Source organism: Micromonospora sp. WMMD882 (assembly GCF_027497255.1).
Lineage (GTDB): Bacteria > Actinomycetota > Actinomycetes > Mycobacteriales > Micromonosporaceae > Micromonospora.
On sequence record NZ_CP114903.1, the window covers coordinates 5,601,871 to 5,617,890 of the forward strand.

The window sequence follows — 16,020 nt, forward strand, 5'->3', positions numbered from 1 at the left end:
CCAGCAGCACCACGGCGAGGCGCCTTCGGCGTACCGGAGGAACCTCTTACCGAACGGTGACGTGGGTGGTGGCGGCGCCCCGGCGGCGGCGAGGATGGGCGGGTGAGGCGCAGCGGCTGGACGCGACGGTTCGGGGCGGTGGCGGGAGTGACCGCCGCGGCGGTGGCGATCGGGGTGGCGGAGCTGGTCGCGGTGGCGACCGGCCCGCGGTCCGCGCCGCTGGTGGCGGTCGGCGGGGTGGTCGTCGACACCGTGCCGGAGCCACTGAAACAGTTCGCCATCGACGTCTTCGGACGGTACGACAAGATCGCCCTGCTGGTCGGCACGGCCGTGCTGCTGGCGGCGTTCGCGGCCGGGCTGGGCGTGCTCGCCACCCGGCGGCTCGCCCTCGGGGTCGCCGGGATCGCGGCGTTCGGGGCGCTCGGCGTGGCCGCCGCGCTCACCCGCCCCGGCGCGGACGTCCTCGACGCGCTGCCCACGCTGACCGGGGCGGCGCTCGGCGCGGGGGTGCTCTGGCTCTGCGTCGCCGGCCCCCTGGAGCCGGACCCGTGGCCGTGGACCCCGCCCGGCCCGACCCCGTCCGGCCCGACCCCGCCCGACCCGACGTCGGATGCCAACCTGGCGGGCGTGCGTCCGGTGGGTGGGAACCCGGTCGGCGCGGACCCGGCGGACGTCGATCCGGAGGCGCGGCGGCGCTTCCTCACCGGCGCGGGCCTGCTGCTCGGGGCCGCGACGGTGACCGGGCTGGGCGGACGGTGGCTGGCCGGCCGGCGGGGCGTCTCGGCAGCCCGCTCGGCGGTCGCCCTGCCGACCCCGGCCGCCCCGGCCCCGCCGGTGCCCGCCGGCGCCGACCTCGGCCTGCGCGGGCTGGCGTCGTACGTGACGCCGAACACCGGCTTCTACCGGATCGACACCGCGCTGGTCGTGCCGCAGGTGGACCCGGCGACGTGGCGGCTGCGCGTCCACGGCCGGGTACGCAACCCGATCGAGCTCAGCTTCGCCGACCTGCTGGCCCGACCGATGGTGGAGCGGTACGTCACCCTGGCCTGCGTCTCCAACGAGGTGGGCGGGGACCTGGTCGGCAACGCCCGCTGGCTCGGCGTGCCCGTCCGGGACCTGCTGGCCGAGGCCGGGCCGCTGGACGGCGCGGACCAGGTGGTGAGCCGCTCGGTCGACGGCTGGACCTGCGGCACCCCGACCGAGGTGCTGCGCGACGGGCGGGACGCGTTGCTCGCGGTGGGGATGAACGGCGAGCCGCTGCCGGTCGAGCACGGTTTCCCGGCGCGGATGGTGGTGCCGGGCCTGTACGGGTACGTGTCGGCCTGCAAGTGGATCACCGAGTTGGAGCTGACCAGCTTCGCCGACTTCGACGCGTACTGGGTGCCCCGGGGCTGGTCGGCCCGGGGGCCGGTGAAGACCCAGTCGCGGATCGACACGCCCCGGCCGCGCAACCGGTTGACCGCCGGCCCGGTGCCGGTGGCCGGGGTGGCGTGGGCGCAGCACGTCGGCGTCCGCCGGGTCGAGGTACGGGTCGACGACGGCCCCTGGCAGGAGGCGACCCTGGCGTCGGCGGTCTCCGCCGACACGTGGGTGCAGTGGTCCTGGCAGTGGACCGCCACGCCGGGGGAGCACACCCTCCAGGCGCGGGCCACCGACGCCAGTGGCGCGACCCAGCCGGAGCAGCGTCGACCGGTCGCCCCGGACGGGGCCACCGGTTGGCACACCGTCCGGGTGACCGTCGACTGAGCGTCGGTCGTCCGGGTTCCGGACAGCGGACCGCCGCGCCCCGGCGGGACGCGGCGGTGCTGGTGCTCGATGTTCTCCCGGCCGACCCGCCGCCGCTCACGGGAGCTGCCCGCCGGTCGGCTGTGGGCCCGGTCCGCTGTGGAGCGGGTCGGTCGTGGGTCCGGTCGGGGTGGGTCAGGCGACGCTGCGCTGGGCGGGCACGGTGGACTTGTGCGGGCGGCCCAGCCGGGCCTCCAGGCGGGACACGTCGACCCGGTGCCCGCGGCGGTCGGCCAGGTCCTCCCAGCCGATGGCGAGCAGTCGCAGCCGCTCGGACTCGCTGAACCCGCCCCACACCCCGTACGGCTCGCGGACGGCGAGGGCGTGCGCGGCGCACTCGGCGCGCACCGGGCAGGCCCGGCAGACCGCCTTGGCCCCTGACTCACGGCGCAGCCGGGAGGAGCCGCGTTCGCCGTCCGGGTGGAAGAACTGCGCGCTGTCACGCCCTCGGCAGGCGCCGAGCCGCTGCCAGTCCCAGAGGTCGACGATGGGTCCGGGCAGTCTACGTACGTTCGACATCAGCACCCCTCCTCCCGCGCGGCACCGCCGCGAATGGTCCCTGCGGCCGGACCCGGGCGACGGTTCGCGCGAGCACGCCGTTCCGGCCTGGCCCCCCGATACCCTGCGCGTCGTCGGCTCACACGTGCGGTACTCGAAAAGATCGACAATCTGCGGCATAGGACCCATATGTCGGAAAAGTTCGGAGAATTGCCGGGAACCCCCTCATGATCAGCGTCGCTCGTGGTCTGCTTCCACACGGAAAGGAGACCCACTGTGCGTACGGTTCTCGTCTGCGTCCGGACACCACTCGCGGCGCAGCACCTGTCTTCCGCGGCGGCGCGGCTCGGCCTGTCCGCCGTCATCCGTACCGCCGTCTCCGACCCCGAGGTGATGCTCCGGATCGCCGAGCAGCCGCCCGACGTGGTGCTCGCCGACACCGCTTTGACCAGGCCGGACAGCGCGGGCTTCGTACGGCGGGTGCTGGCCCGCGCGCCCCGGGCGGCGGTGCTGCTGTTCGGCGCGGAGGAGTCCGGCGCGGCGGCGGCCACCATCAGCGCCGGGGCCCGGGGCCTGATCCAGGGCGCGGACCACGACCTGACCACCGCGGTCGCCAAGGCCCTGCTGCTGCTCGCCGCGTCCGGTCGGTCCGCGCGGCCGGTCACCGACCCCGCCCGGGACGCCGCGGCCGTCGGGGGCGGCGTCGGCCGGCCGAGCGTTCCGCCGCCCGCCGGCGGGGCGGGCCGGGCGGGTGGCCCCGCCGCCGGTGACGCCGGCCGGTCGGGCGCTGCGCCGTCCGGCGCCGCCGGCCGCGCGGGTGGCCCGTCCGCCGGCGGCGCGCGCCCCGGCGACGCGGCGCTGACGGGCGGCCGGACCGTCGGGGGGCCGACGCCGGGCTGGTCGGCGACGCCTGCGGACCCGCCGCCGGGACCCGGCCGCCGGTCGGCAGCGCCGGCCGGCGTCGACGCCGTGGTCCCGGTGCAGCGTGGCGACGACGAGCTCGACGAGGCCGCCGGGGAGCCGGAGGGCCGGACCGGCCCGGAGCCGGGGCGCCGGCCCGGAGCCGGCCGGGGCGGCCGGGGTGGCGTCGGCCTGACCGAGCGGGAGCTCCAGGTGCTGCTGGGGATGGCCGAGGGGAAGAGCAACGCCGAGATCGGCCGGGAGCTGTTCGTCTCGGAGGACACCGTCAAGACGCACGCCCGCCGGCTGTTCCGCAAGCTCGGCGCGCGGGACCGGGCCCACGCCGTCGCCGCCGGCTTCCGCGCCGGCCTGGTGGTCTGACCCGCCGCTCTGCCGCCCGACCTGTCGCTCTGCCGTCGGACCCGCCGCTCTGCCGCCCGACCCGCTGCTGCGTCGTCCGACCCGCTCGGCCCGGGAGCGGGGCCGGGTGGGTCAGTCGGTCGCCCCGGGCTCGTCGTCGCCGGACTCGGTCAGGGTGTCGTGCACCCCGTCGGCGTAGCCACGCGCGTAGTCCCAGGTGACGTAGTGGTCAGGGTCCGGGTCGTAGGCGGGCTCGTGCACCCGGGGCCGCCCGGAGCTGAGCAGATGCCGCAGGTTGCCCCGGAGCAGGTCCCAGTCGAAGTAGTGCGGCTCGCGGCAGTCCTCGCACTCGATCACCAACCCACGGACGCCGATCGGCGCCAGCAGCGCCTGGTAGATCTCCAGATCGGCCAGATCCTCCAGGACGTCCTGCCGCTCGACGTCGGTCAGCGGCTCGGGGGGAGAGTCGTCGCCAGGGTCGTGCAGGCCGGCGGCCGGGTCGGCCGGGTCGCCGTTGAACGGGTCGATGGGCTCGTCGTGCACCCCCTCACCGTAGACCCAACCCCGCCGGCACGCCCGCCCCCGCCCGCGCCCGTGGGTCGCGCCGCCGCCCAGGGCCGCGCAGCTCAATGGGTACGATGGGGCGACGCGCCCGGCCCTGGCGTGTTCCGGCGCCCGCGCGCCACCTCACTGACGCCCGTTCGACCAGCTCAGGGGAGCAATCGTGGAAACTACGCCCAGCGCCGATCGTCCGGCCGGTGTCGAGCCCGGCGAGCTGGGCGGCCACCTGCCGGAGCTGCCCGCCGGTTCGGCCCGGGTGGTACCGCTCGGTCTGACCTTCGACGACGTGCTGCTCCAGCCGGGCGAGTCGGACGTGGTGCCGAGCCGGGTCAACACGGTCACCCGGCTGACCCGCAACGTCACCCTCTCCGTGCCGCTGCTGTCCAGCGCGATGGACACCGTCACCGAGGCCCGGATGGCGATCGCGATGGCCCGGCAGGGCGGCATCGGCGTGCTGCACCGCAACCTCTCCGTCGAGGACCAGGCCCTCCAGGTCGACCTCGTGAAGCGCTCCGAGTCCGGCATGATCACCAACCCGGTGACCGCCAGCCCGGACGACACCCTCCGGGACGTCGACGCGCTCTGCGGCCGGTACCGCATCTCCGGGGTGCCGGTGGTGGACGCCGACGGCCAGCTCGTCGGCATCGTCACCAACCGCGACATGCGCTTCGTCACCGAGCCGACCACCCCGGTCCGCGAGATCATGACCCGGACGCCGCTGGTCACCGCCCCGGTCGGGGTGAGCAAGGACGAGGCGCTGGCCCTGCTGCGCCGGCACAAGGTCGAGAAGCTGCCGATCGTCGACGAGGCGGGCCGGCTGCGCGGGCTGATCACCGTCAAGGACTTCACCAAGAGCGAGCAGTACCCGAACGCCACCAAGGACGACGCCGGCCGGCTCCGGGTGGCCGCCGCGGTGGGCGTGGGCGAGGACGCCTACAAGCGGGCCCGGGCGCTCGTCGACGCGGGCGTGGACGTGCTGATCGTGGACACCGCGCACGGGCACCAGCGGGCCGTGCTGGACATGGTCCGCCAGCTCAAGAAGGACACCGCCGCCGACGTGGTGGGCGGCAACGTGGCCACGTACGCGGGGGCGAAGGCCCTGGTCGACGCGGGCGCGGACGGCGTCAAGGTGGGGGTCGGGCCGGGCGCGATCTGCACCACCCGGATCGTCGCCGGGGTGGGCGTGCCGCAGATCACCGCGATCATGGAGGCGGCCCGGGCCGCCCGTCCGGCCGGCGTGCCGGTGATCGGCGACGGCGGCATCCAGTATTCGGGCGACATCGCCAAGGCCCTGGTCGCCGGCGCCGACACGGTGATGCTGGGCAGCCTGCTGGCCGGCTGCGAGGAGAGCCCCGGCGAGCTGATCTTCATCAACGGCAAGCAGTTCAAGGCGTACCGGGGGATGGGCTCGCTGGGCGCGATGCAGTCCCGGGGGCAGGCCAAGTCGTACTCCAAGGACCGCTACTTCCAGCAGGACGTGACCAGCGACGAGAAGCTGGTCCCGGAGGGCGTCGAGGGGCAGGTGCCGTACCGGGGGCCGCTCTCCCGGGTCGCCCACCAGCTCATCGGCGGGCTGCGGCTGGCGATGGGGTACGCGGGCGCGGAGAACATCCCCGAGCTGCACCAGCGTGGCCAGCTCATCCGGATCACCGCCGCCGGCCTGAAGGAGAGCCACCCGCACGACATCCAGATGACCGTCGAGGCGCCCAACTACCACACCCGCTGACCACCACCCCTTCGTGAAACCTGGAGACCCCCATGCGTGACGTGGTCGAGATCGGGCTGGGCAAGACCGCGCAGCGCGGCTACCACCTGGACGACATCGCCATCGTGCCGAGCCGCCGGACCCGGGACGTCGACGACGTCTCCACCACCTGGCAGCTCGACGCGTACCCGTTCGGCATCCCCTGTGTGGCGCATCCCTCCGACGCGACGATGAGCCCGGCCTCGGCGGTCCGGCTCGGTCAGCTCGGCGGCCTGGGCGTGCTCAACGTCGAGGGGCTGTGGACCCGGTACGAGAACCCGACCAAGATCCTGGAGGAGCTGGCCGGGCTGGGCGAGGAGGCCCGCGCCACCAAGCGGCTCCAGGAGGTCTACGCCGAGCCGATCCGTCCCGAGCTGATCGCCGAGCGGGTCCGTGAGCTGCGGGCCGGTGGCGGCACGGTGGCGGTGCGGGTGTCGCCGCAGCACACCCTGGCGCTGGCCCCGGTGATCCTGGACGCCGGGGTGGACATCCTGGTCATCCAGGGCACCATCGTCTCCGCCGAGCACGTCTCCACCACCGACGAGCCGTTGAACCTCAAGGAGTTCATCGCCGACCTCGACCTGCCGGTCATCGTCGGCGGCTGCACCGACTACAAGACCGCGCTGCACCTGATGCGTACCGGCGCGGCGGGCGTCATCGTCGGCATCGGCGGCGACAGTTGGTCCACCACCGAGTCGGTGCTGGGCATCCGGGTGCCGATGGCCAGCGCCATCGCGGACGCGGCGGCGGCCCGGCGGGACTACCTCGACGAGACCGGCGGCCGGTACGTGCACCTGATCGCCGACGGCGACGTGCAGACCTCCGGCGACATCGCCAAGGCGCTCGGCTGCGGCGCGGACGCGGTGATGCTCGGCGAGCCGTTGGCGCTGTGCGCGGAGGCCCCGGCCGGCGGCGCGTGGTGGCACTCGGCGGCCAGTCACCCGTCGCTGCCCCGGGGCGCGTTCGAGGTGGCCGGCGAGCCGCTCGGTGCGATGGAGCGGCTGCTGTTCGGCCCGGCCGACGAGCCGGACGGCCAGCTCAACCTGTTCGGCGGGCTGCGTCGGGCGATGGCCAAGTGCGGCTACCGCGACCTGAAGGAGTTCCAGAAGGTCGGCCTGGTCCTGGACCGGTGACCCGTCCTGCGCGGGGCGCGCGGAGGTGGCGATGAGACAGGTGCGACGGACCGGCCGACGTCGGGTCGCGCTGCTGGCCGTCGCGTCGCTGGCCGTCGGGCCGACGCTGGTCGGCTGCGACGCGGGCCCGGCGGACCCGGACGGTCCGCCGCTGTCCACCACCGCCTCGCCCAACGTCCGTCGGTTCTCGCCCGGCCAGCCCGGCGTGGGTGACCCCTACTTCCCGACCTACGGCAACGGCGGCTACGACGTCCGGGAGTACGCCGTCAAGGTGCGCTACGACCCGGCGTCGGACCTGCTCAGCGGGGTGGTCGGGCTGCGGGCCACGGCCACCGCCGACCTGTCCCGCTTCAACCTCGACCTGGCCGGGCTGACCGTCCGCGCGGTCACCGTGGACGGCGAGCCGGCCACGCACGCCCGCGACGGCGACGAGCTGACCGTCACCCCGGCGGCCGGGCTGCCGGCCGGCAACGGCTTCGCCGTCGAGATCCGGTACGACGGAAAGCCGACCCCGCTGGACAATGCGCTGCTCGGCGCGGGCGGTTTCCGGCACACCCCGGACGGGGCTGTCGCGTTGGGGCAGCCGGAGTCGGCGAGCAGTTGGTTCCCGGTCAACGACCACCCGTCGGACAAGGCCACCTACGACATCGAGGTGACCGTGCCGGACGGCGTGACGGCGTTGAGCAACGGGGCGCCGGTGGGGCGGAGCAGCTCGGGCGGGTGGACGACGTGGCGGTGGGCGGAGCGCACGCCGATGGCGAGCTACCTGAGCACGTTGGTGATCGGTGACTACCGGGTGTCCACCGGGGAGCACCGGGGCCGACCGGTGGTCACTGCGGTCAGCGAGCGCCTGCCGAAGGGGGCGGCGGACGCGTCGATGGCCGCCACTGTCGAGGTCGCCGACTACCTGGAGAGCGTCTTCGGCCCGTACCCGTCCGGGGCGTACGGCGGGGTGGTGATCTCCGACAACCGCATCACGTACGCGCTGGAGACGCAGTCCCGTCCGGTCTACTCGGCCGGGTTCTTCCGGGCCGGCGAGAACACCTCGGTGGTGGCGCACGAGCTGGCCCACCAGTGGTTCGGCAACAGCGTGTCGATCACGCGTTGGCAGGACATCTGGCTCAACGAGGGGCTGGCCACGTACGCGGAGTGGTTGTGGGTGGAGCACCGGGGCGGTAAGACCGCGCAGCGGAGCTTCGACGACGCGTACGCGGGGTCGCCGGCCGGCGTCTGGCGGACGCCGCCGGGTGATCCGGGGGTGGCGGAGCTGTTCGGCGACTCGGTGTACCAGCGGGGCGCGATGACCGTGCACGCGCTGCGGGTGACGATCGGCGACGACGCGTTCTTCCGGTTCCTGCGGACCTGGGCCACCGAGAAGCGGGACGGCAACGCCACCACCGACGAGTTCGTGGCGACGGCCGAGCAGGTTTCCGGCCGGCAGCTCGACGACCTCTTCGACGCCTGGCTGTTCGGCGCGGAACGCCCCGCCCGCCCCCGGTGAGGCGGGGCTGGCGCACCCGTCACCGCTGGGTAGATGATGCCGGCATGCGGTACGACGTGGTGGTCGTCGGGTCGGGCTTCGGTGGCAGCGTCGCGGCGCTCCGGCTGGCCGAGAAGGGCTGGTCGGTCGGGGTGCTGGAGGCCGGCCGCCGGTTCGCCGACGACGAGTTCCCGGAGACCTCCTGGCGGCTGCGGCGGTTCCTCTGGGCGCCCCGGCTGGGCTGCTACGGCATCCAGCGACTGAGCCTGCTCCGCCCGGCCGACCGGCGGGCCGGCGGGGGAGTGCTGGTGCTCTCCGGCGCGGGGGTGGGCGGCGGCTCGCTGGTCTACGCGAACACCCTCTACGAGCCGCTGGACGCCTTCTTCGACGACCCGCAGTGGCGGGACGTCACCGACTGGCGGGCCGAGTTGGCTCCCCACTACGACCAGGCGAAACGGATGCTCGGGGTGGTCACGTACCCGGTCGAGACGGCCGCCGACCGGGCGATGCGGGCGGTGGCCGGGCGGATGGGCGTCGGGCACACGGCGCGGCCGACCCCGGTCGGGGTGCATCTGGGTCGCCCCGGCGAGCGGGCCGCCGACCCGTACTTCGGTGGGGTGGGGCCGGCGCGGACCGGCTGCACGCACTGCGGCGGGTGTCTGACCGGCTGCCGGGTCGGCGCGAAGAACACCCTGGTCAAGAACTACCTCTGGCTGGCCGAGCGGCTCGGCGCGCGGGTGCGCCCGCTGACCACGGTGACCGCGGTCCGGCCGGCGCCCGGTGGCGGCTACCGGGTGGAGACGGTCCGTACCGGCGGGTGGCGGCGGGACCGGCAGGTCTTCGAGGCCGACCAGGTGGTCTTCGCGGCGGGCGCGCTCGGCACCCAGCGGCTGCTGCACGCGATGCGGGCCGCCGGGGCGCTGCCGGGGTTGTCGCCGCGTCTGGGTGAGCTGACCCGGACCAACTCGGAGGCGATCCTCGGCGCGACGGTGCCCCGGTCGCGGGCCCGCGCCGAGGGGCTGGACTTCACCGCGGGGGTGGCGATCACCAGCTCGTTCCACCCGGATCCGCAGACCCACGTCGAGCCGGTCCGCTACGGGCGGGGCTCCAACGCGATGGGCCTGCTCCAGTCGCTGCTGGTCGACGGCGGCCCGCGCCGGGTCCGCCGCTGGGTCGGCGCGCTGCTGCGGCAGCCGGTCCGGGCGGCCCGGACGTTGCTGGTGCGGGGCTGGTCCGAGCGTACGGTGATCGCGCTGGTGATGCAGTCGACGGACACCTCGTTGACGACCCGGCTGCGGCGCGGGCGGTTGGTCTCCCGGCCCGGGGCCGGCGCGTCGAACCCCACCTGGATCCCGGCGGGGAACCGGGCGGCCCGGCTGCTCGCCGAGGAGATCGGCGGGGTGCCCGGCGGTTCGGTGACGGAGCCGTTCGACATCCCGATGACGGCGCACATCCTGGGCGGGGCGGTGATCGGCACGTCCCCGGCCGACGGGGTGGTCGACCCGTACCACCGGGTCTTCGGTCATCCGGGTCTGCACGTGGTGGACGGGGCGGCGGTCTCGGCGAACCTCGGCGTGAACCCGTCGCTGACCATCACCGCGCAGGCGGAACGGGCGATGGCGTGCTGGCCGAACCGGGGGGAGGCCGATCCGCGTCCACCGCTGGGAGCGCCGTACCGGCGGGTCGACCCGGTGCCGCCGCGCCGTCCCGCGGTGCCGGCCGACGCTCCGGGCGCCCTGCGGAGGTGACCGGACGTCAGGCCGGTCACCCCCGCGGGGACCACCCGGGCGGCCGGGGCGCGGGGGTGTGACGTCGGTCCGCCCAGGCGACCAGCGCCGCGTGCGGGAGGGTCAGCGCGGCCAGTACGGCGAAGGTCGCGGGCAGTGGGTCGGCCCGGTGGCCGGGCCAGGTGACCAGGGCGATCAGGGCGGCGACGGCGACCACCGTGGGGGCGGCCGCCTGGCGGGCGAAGCGACGCAGCGGCGGCCCGACCCGTCCGGCTTCCAGGTCGGCCGTGTTGCGTGGGTCGTGTCGCGTCAGCCGGGCGACGTGCCGGCAGGAGTGCCAGGCGGCGAAGTACGCGCCGATCGCCAGGGCCGGCGGGACGACGCCGAAGAGCCCGGTGAGCAGGAGGGGCGGCACCGCGTCGCGGGCGCGTCCGGCGCGGAGCTCCCGTACCACGGTGAAGCCGACCGCGGCCAGCACGGTGACCAGCGCGAGCATCCGCGCCTCGGTGGTGAGCAGCGCCGGCGCCCGGGGGGCCACCTGCGCCAGTAGTGGATCGACCTGGTTCGGCCAGAGCGCCAGCGGAACGACCACCGGCGGTCCCCCGTAGGCGAGCACGGCGTGCGCGCTCGGTCGGCTCCGCCGGTGGTCGCGTTCGGCGTGGAACGCCTCGTCGGCTGCGCCGAAGTGGACGATCGAGAGCAGGAGAAACCCGATCAGCGCCAGGTCCGGCGCGGCCCGGAAGACGGCCAGCCCGACCGCGGCCGTTCCCGCGTAGGCCACCAGCAGCGCCACGCGGGCCGGCAGCGGCCGGGCGCGCGCCGACAGCCAGGCGGGGACCAGGTGGTCGACGGCGCCGTGCGGGAGCCCGAGGAGCAGTCCCGCGATCAGCAGGACCGACGAGTCGCCCAGACCGGCCGCGCGGATCAGCGGTGACAGCGCCAGTAGACCGCCGAGCGCGAGTTGTGAGGCCGTTCCGGCACGCCACAGCAGCCGGTCCGGTCTGTCCGGTCCGTGCCCCGGGCCGTTCGGTCCCGCCCCGGCGACGGCGGTCCGGCGGCGCGCCGCGGGATCCGTCGGGCCGCTGCCACGGCGCGGCTGGCCGGGCCCGGCCGCTCCCGCGAGCGGGTCAGGCGACGGTGAGGTGACCACGATCGGACAGCGCACGTAACCGGCCGAGGTCCACGACGCTCCAGCCCACTTTCGACAGGACGGACAGCACGGCGAACAGCAGGCTGGTGGGGTCGGGGTCCAGCAGGCCGACACCGGACGGACCGGCCAGCCACAGCAGCGGGTAGCCCAACCAGAGGACGCTGAGCAGCAGCGCGGCCTCCTGGTACACCGCGGCCATCGCCCGCGGTTGCCGGCGCGCGTGGTCGCGCAGGGGGCCCCAGATCAGGGCGTACACCACGACGAGGGCCAGCACCCCGAGCGCGTACAGCGTGTAGCGGCCGGAGCGGTCGGCCGTGGTGTCGGCGGCCAGGCCGCTGAGGATCATCGCGAGGTTCGCGCCGACGAGCGCGCCGAGCAGGCCGGGGCGGCGTCCGGGCAGGGCGTGCGTCCCGGTCAGGGTCAGGGCCACCAGCAGCAGGGAGGCGCTGCCCATCCAGTCGACGTACTGCGCCCAGTAGACCTGGCGGCCGGCCACCTCCGTCCGCCCGCCGCCCAGCGCCGTGAGCAGGTACCACCCGCCGGACCAGAGCGGGACGGCGATCGCCACCCGGTACTCGCTGCGCGGAACGTTGCGAGGGTCCGCGTACCAGCGGGCGAAGAGGACCACGCCACCTGCCATGGCGGCGACGTACATCCACAGCCACCAGTGGGCCATGCGCACTCCTCGGCGCGGAGATCTCGTTCGGGCGGTCGATCAGGGCTGGTTGAATTACCCTATACAGTGCGAATAGTGCATATAGCTCCAATGGCTACGTTTCACTGCGGAAAGGGGTGACGGCCGTGAACTTCGAGAACCTGTTCGACTACGACGTGACGCAGTACACCCTGGTGTCGCACGTCCTCACGTTGGGCTTCGCGGTCATGGCGGCCGGGTTGGTCTACTTCCTGGCGACCCGGGGCTCGGTCGCGCCGCGGTACCAGTTCGCCTCGGTGCTCTCCGCCGTGGTGATGGTCTCGGCCTTCTTCGAGCTCTGGGTGCTCTCGGAGCGGTGGAGTCAGGCGTTCACCTGGAACGGAGCGGCGTACGTCCAGTCGGACACGCTCTTCTCCAACGGCTACCGGTACATGAACTGGTCGATCGACGTTCCCGTTCTGCTGATCCAGTTGCTCGTCGTGCTGGGGGTCACCGGGCGGGCGTTCCACCGGAGCTGGGTGACCTTCGTGGCCGCCGGTCTCGCGATGATCTACACCGGCTACGCGGGACAGTTCCACGAGACGGAGCGCTCGGCGCCGTACTGGGTCTGGGGCCTGGTCAGCACGGTGTTCTTCCTCGGTCTGCTGGTGCTGGTGGCCCGGGTGATCTTCGGGAGCCTGGCCCGACTGCCGGAGTCGGCGCGGGGCGTCGCCCGAGCGGTCTGGTGGCTCGTGCTGGTCTCCTGGATGCTCTACCCGGGGGCCTATCTGATGCCGGCGCTGTGGGACTCCGCCGACGGGGTGGTGGCGCGCCAGATCACCTACACCGTCGCGGACATCACCTCCAAGGTGGTGTACGGCGTGCTGCTCGGCATCATCGCGCGGAAGGTCAGCGCGGCGGAGGGGCACGCCCCGGCGGTCGACGACGACGTGGCCCGGCCGCGCGGCGGGATCACCGCGGCCGCCCGGTGAGCCACCGGTGCGGGCCGAACCGCGCCGTCGGTAGGATTTGCTGCCATGAGCACGCCTCGCCCTGTCCTCGTGGTGGACTTCGGAGCCCAGTACGCCCAGCTCATCGCGCGTCGGGTGCGGGAGGCCCGGGTCTACTCCGAGATCGTGCCGCACTCGATGTCGGTCGCCGAGATGCTGGCGAAGGACCCGGCGGCGATCATCCTGTCCGGTGGTCCGTCGAGCGTGTACGCGCCGGACGCGCCGCGGGTCGACGCCGGCCTGTTCACCGCCGAGGTGCCGGTGTTCGGCATCTGTTACGGCTTCCAGGCGATGGCGCAGGCGCTCGGCGGCACGGTCGCCCGCACCGGCAACCGGGAGTACGGCGGCACCCCGCTGCGTCCCCGCGCCGAGGCCGGGGTGCTGCTGCGGGAGCTGCCGGCCGAGCTGCCGGTGTGGATGAGCCACGGCGACTGCGTGACCGAGGCCCCGGCCGGGTTCGTGGTGACCGCCGAGTCGGCCGGCGCGCCGGTCGCCGCGTTCGAGGACCTGGCCGGCCGCCGGGCCGGCGTGCAGTTCCACCCGGAGGTCGGGCACACCGCCCAGGGGCAGGACATGCTCAAGCGCTTCCTCTACGACATCGCCGGCATCGAGCCGACCTGGACCCCGGCCAACATCATCGACGAGCAGGTGGAGCGGATCCGCGCCCAGGTCGGTGACAAGGAGGTCATCTGCGGGCTGAGCGGCGGGGTCGACTCGGCGGTGGCCGCGGCCCTGGTGCACAAGGCGGTCGGTGACCAGCTCACCTGTGTCTTCGTCGACCACGGTCTGCTCCGGGCGGGCGAGGCCGAGCAGGTGGAGAAGGACTACGTGGCGGCCACCGGCATCCGGCTGAAGGTGGTCGACGCGCAGGAGCGGTTCCTGGGGGCGCTGGCCGGGGTGACCGACCCGGAGCAGAAGCGCAAGATCATCGGTCGGGAGTTCATCCGGGTCTTCGAGGCCGCCGCCCGTGAGGTCGCCGCGCACGGCGACGTGGAGTTCCTGGTGCAGGGCACCCTCTACCCGGACGTGGTGGAGTCCGGCGGCGGCGCCGGCACCGCCAACATCAAGAGCCACCACAACGTCGGCGGTCTCCCGGACGACCTGCGGTTCGCCCTGGTCGAGCCGCTGCGCACGCTGTTCAAGGACGAGGTCCGCACGATCGGGCTGGCGCTGGGCCTGCCCGAGGCGATGATCTGGCGGCACCCGTTCCCGGGGCCCGGGCTGGCCATCCGGATCATCGGCGCGGTCGACCGGGAACGCCTCGACCTGCTCCGCCAGGCGGATCTGATCGCCCGCGAGGAGCTGACCGCCGCCGGGCTGGACCGGGGCGTCTGGCAGTTCCCGGTGGTGCTGCTGGCCGACGTGCGCAGCGTCGGGGTGCAGGGCGACGGCCGCAGCTACGGCCACCCGGTGGTGCTCCGGCCGGTCTCCAGCGAGGACGCGATGACCGCCGACTGGTCGCGGCTGCCGTACGACCTGATCGCCCGGATCTCCACCCGGATCACCAACGAGGTGGCCGAGGTCAACCGGGTGGTCCTGGACGTGACCAGCAAGCCCCCGGGCACCATCGAGTGGGAGTGACGCCGCCGCTCACCGGGGCGGCGCGGCGCCGGTGGGCCCCGACCAGGGCGTCGGCGGCGCGGCGCCGGTGGGCGGCGCGACGTCGGTCGGGCGCGGCCAGGCCGGCGCGTCCGGCGGCTCCTCGGGCATCAGGAACCACATCACCGGGTACGCCAGCAGCGCCGCCCCGGCGGTGAACAGCACCGACACGGCGAACACCACCCGGACCAGGGTGGGGTCGACGTCGAAGTAGCGGCCGACGCCGCTGGCCACCCCGGCCACCATGCGGTCGGTGGTGGGTCGCCGGAGCTGACGGTACGGGGGCTGGGTGTTCGGGGGCTGCGGGTACGGGGGCTGGGTGTTCGGGTTCGGGTAGCTCATGGCTTCCACGGTCCACGCGGCGACGCCCGACGACCTCAGTGGCCGCCCGGATCTATACCCTGATCGATCCCTGATGTGGAGCCGTCAGTCAGGAATCTGACTCTTTTCGGTTGCGGTAACGGACGCGGGGGAGAATTTTCCCCTGTGACCACCATGCTGGAGCCGCTCCGCAGGATCGCGGCGTACGCAGTCTGTGCCGACCAGGTCGGCCGGGTGTTGCTGGTCCGCGCATCGGAGCGCTCCGGCACCCCCGGCGCGTGGTCCCTGCCCGGCGGGGCCGTCGACCACGGTGAGGATCCGCGGCACACCGTCGTCCGGGAGACCGCGGCGGAGACCGGTCTGTCGGTGGCCGTGGCGAGCCTGGCCGACGTGCTCGCCGACATGCGGGCGCTGCCCGACCGGGGCATCACCATCCACACCGACCGCCTCCTCTACCGTGTCTCGCTGCGCGGCGGGACGCTCACCGACCGGGTCGACCGGCCGACCGACCTGGCCCGCTGGCTCACCCCCGACGAGGCACGCGAGCTGCCGCTGCGCTCGTTCACCGCGCGGGCCCTGGGCCTGCCGCCCAGCTCCGCCGACGTGGTGCCCGACGAGGCCCCCGAGTTCCCCTCCTTCTACGCCGTTCCCGGCCCGGACGGCCTGCACCGGGCGCAGCGTTTCGCGGCGTACGCGGTGGCCACCGACCCGGACGGGCGGGTGCTGTTGACCCGGGTCTCCGACGGCTACCCCGGGGCCGGCTGCTGGCACCTGCCCGGCGGCGGCACCGACTACGGCGAGCAGCCGGGCGCGGCGCTGATCCGGGAGCTGGTCGAGGAGACCGGCCAGACCGGCCGGCTGGTCGAGCTGCTCGGCGTGGCGAGCCACCGGGACGCCGCCTCGCTCGGCCCCGAGGGGTACCCGATCGACTGGCACGGCGTCCGGGCGTTCTACCGGGTGATGGTCGACCGGCCGGCCCCGCCGGTCGTCGCCGACGTCGGCGGGTCCACCTGTGAGGCCCGCTGGTTCGCCCGGCACGAGCTGGCGACCCTCCCGGCCGACACCCTCACCGAGGTCACCGCCGAAGCCGTCCAGGCGGCCCGGCTGACCTGACTCCC

At 74.5% G+C, this 16,020-nt stretch carries 14 protein-coding genes; 9 read left to right on the forward strand and 5 right to left on the reverse strand.

Annotation, left to right across the window (positions count from 1 at the left end; all coding sequences use genetic code 11):
- The first annotated feature begins 102 nt into the window (after window positions 1-102).
- On the forward strand, window positions 103-1,746 hold the full coding sequence (locus tag O7606_RS24170; RefSeq protein WP_281596289.1) for a molybdopterin-dependent oxidoreductase: 1,644 nt from the start codon (window positions 103-105) through the stop codon (window positions 1,744-1,746).
- Between the two features lie 174 nt (window positions 1,747-1,920).
- Here the strand turns inward: O7606_RS24170 and O7606_RS24175 are convergent, their stop codons facing one another.
- Complete coding sequence (locus O7606_RS24175) at window positions 1,921-2,304, reverse strand: WhiB family transcriptional regulator (protein WP_281596290.1); 384 nt, start codon at window positions 2,302-2,304, stop codon at window positions 1,921-1,923.
- A gap of 255 nt (window positions 2,305-2,559) precedes the next feature.
- Between O7606_RS24175 and O7606_RS24180 the strand changes: the two genes are divergently transcribed.
- Window positions 2,560-3,564, forward strand: a complete 1,005-nt coding sequence (locus tag O7606_RS24180) for a response regulator transcription factor (protein WP_281596291.1) — start codon at window positions 2,560-2,562, stop codon at window positions 3,562-3,564.
- Window positions 3,565-3,675: 111 nt separating this feature from the next.
- On the opposite strand, the gene O7606_RS24185 is transcribed toward O7606_RS24180, so the two are convergent.
- The gene (locus tag O7606_RS24185; RefSeq protein ID WP_281596292.1) at window positions 3,676-4,086 is read right to left on the reverse strand and encodes a DUF5319 domain-containing protein; all 411 of its coding nucleotides are present in this window, start codon (window positions 4,084-4,086) and stop codon (window positions 3,676-3,678) included.
- 253 nt (window positions 4,087-4,339) lie between these two features.
- On the opposite strand from O7606_RS24185, the gene guaB reads away from it, so the two are divergent.
- The 4 genes from guaB to O7606_RS24205 are packed head-to-tail and all read left to right on the forward strand — an operon-like array spanning window position 4,340 to window position 10,209.
- Complete coding sequence (gene guaB / locus O7606_RS24190; RefSeq protein ID WP_348651176.1) at window positions 4,340-5,830, forward strand: IMP dehydrogenase; 1,491 nt, start codon at window positions 4,340-4,342, stop codon at window positions 5,828-5,830.
- 32 nt (window positions 5,831-5,862) lie between these two features.
- Window positions 5,863-6,981, forward strand: coding sequence for a GuaB3 family IMP dehydrogenase-related protein (locus O7606_RS24195; RefSeq protein WP_281596294.1), 1,119 nt, complete (start codon window positions 5,863-5,865; stop codon window positions 6,979-6,981).
- A gap of 31 nt (window positions 6,982-7,012) precedes the next feature.
- Window positions 7,013-8,482, forward strand: a complete 1,470-nt coding sequence (locus tag O7606_RS24200) for a M1 family metallopeptidase (RefSeq protein ID WP_281596295.1) — start codon at window positions 7,013-7,015, stop codon at window positions 8,480-8,482.
- Between the two features lie 44 nt (window positions 8,483-8,526).
- Entirely contained in the window at window positions 8,527-10,209 is a 1,683-nt protein-coding gene (locus O7606_RS24205; protein WP_281596296.1) for a GMC family oxidoreductase, read from the forward strand.
- Window positions 10,210-10,225: 16 nt separating this feature from the next.
- Here O7606_RS24205 and O7606_RS24210 read toward each other — a convergent pair whose 3' ends face one another.
- Both O7606_RS24210 and O7606_RS24215 read right to left on the reverse strand, forming a co-directional pair.
- Window positions 10,226-11,338 carry a Brp/Blh family beta-carotene 15,15'-dioxygenase gene (locus O7606_RS24210; RefSeq protein WP_281596297.1) on the reverse strand — a complete coding sequence of 371 codons (1,113 nt, stop codon included), beginning with the start codon at window positions 11,336-11,338 and terminating at the stop codon, window positions 10,226-10,228.
- Window positions 11,316-12,014, reverse strand: coding sequence for a bacteriorhodopsin (locus tag O7606_RS24215; RefSeq protein WP_281596298.1), 699 nt, complete (start codon window positions 12,012-12,014; stop codon window positions 11,316-11,318). The genes O7606_RS24210 and O7606_RS24215 overlap by 23 nt, the downstream gene beginning before the upstream one ends.
- A gap of 125 nt (window positions 12,015-12,139) precedes the next feature.
- Between O7606_RS24215 and O7606_RS24220 the strand changes: the two genes are divergently transcribed.
- Together O7606_RS24220 and guaA are read left to right on the forward strand one after the other, a co-directional pair.
- Complete coding sequence (locus O7606_RS24220) at window positions 12,140-12,964, forward strand: bacteriorhodopsin (RefSeq protein ID WP_281596299.1); 825 nt, start codon at window positions 12,140-12,142, stop codon at window positions 12,962-12,964.
- 45 nt (window positions 12,965-13,009) lie between these two features.
- Complete coding sequence (gene guaA, locus O7606_RS24225; protein WP_281596300.1) at window positions 13,010-14,563, forward strand: glutamine-hydrolyzing GMP synthase; 1,554 nt, start codon at window positions 13,010-13,012, stop codon at window positions 14,561-14,563.
- A gap of 9 nt (window positions 14,564-14,572) precedes the next feature.
- Here the strand turns inward: guaA and O7606_RS24230 are convergent, their stop codons facing one another.
- Window positions 14,573-14,923, reverse strand: coding sequence for a PspC domain-containing protein (locus O7606_RS24230; RefSeq protein WP_281596301.1), 351 nt, complete (start codon window positions 14,921-14,923; stop codon window positions 14,573-14,575).
- A 144-nt stretch (window positions 14,924-15,067) separates the two neighbouring features.
- Between O7606_RS24230 and O7606_RS24235 the strand changes: the two genes are divergently transcribed.
- The gene (locus O7606_RS24235) at window positions 15,068-16,015 is read left to right on the forward strand and encodes an NUDIX domain-containing protein (protein WP_281596302.1); all 948 of its coding nucleotides are present in this window, start codon (window positions 15,068-15,070) and stop codon (window positions 16,013-16,015) included.
- The last annotated feature ends 5 nt before the right edge of the window (window positions 16,016-16,020 follow it).

Coding starts and splice junctions, on each gene's coding strand:
- O7606_RS24175 (WP_281596290.1), bottom strand. CDS start 2,304: ATGTCGAACGTACGTAGACTGCCCGGACCCATCGTCGACCTCTGGGAC.
- O7606_RS24195 (WP_281596294.1), top strand. CDS start 5,863: ATGCGTGACGTGGTCGAGATCGGGCTGGGCAAGACCGCGCAGCGCGGC.
- O7606_RS24200 (WP_281596295.1), top strand. CDS start 7,013: ATGAGACAGGTGCGACGGACCGGCCGACGTCGGGTCGCGCTGCTGGCC.
- O7606_RS24205 (WP_281596296.1), top strand. CDS start 8,527: ATGCGGTACGACGTGGTGGTCGTCGGGTCGGGCTTCGGTGGCAGCGTC.
- O7606_RS24215 (WP_281596298.1), bottom strand. CDS start 12,014: ATGGCCCACTGGTGGCTGTGGATGTACGTCGCCGCCATGGCAGGTGGC.
- guaA (WP_281596300.1), top strand. CDS start 13,010: ATGAGCACGCCTCGCCCTGTCCTCGTGGTGGACTTCGGAGCCCAGTAC.
- O7606_RS24230 (WP_281596301.1), bottom strand. CDS start 14,923: ATGAGCTACCCGAACCCGAACACCCAGCCCCCGTACCCGCAGCCCCCG.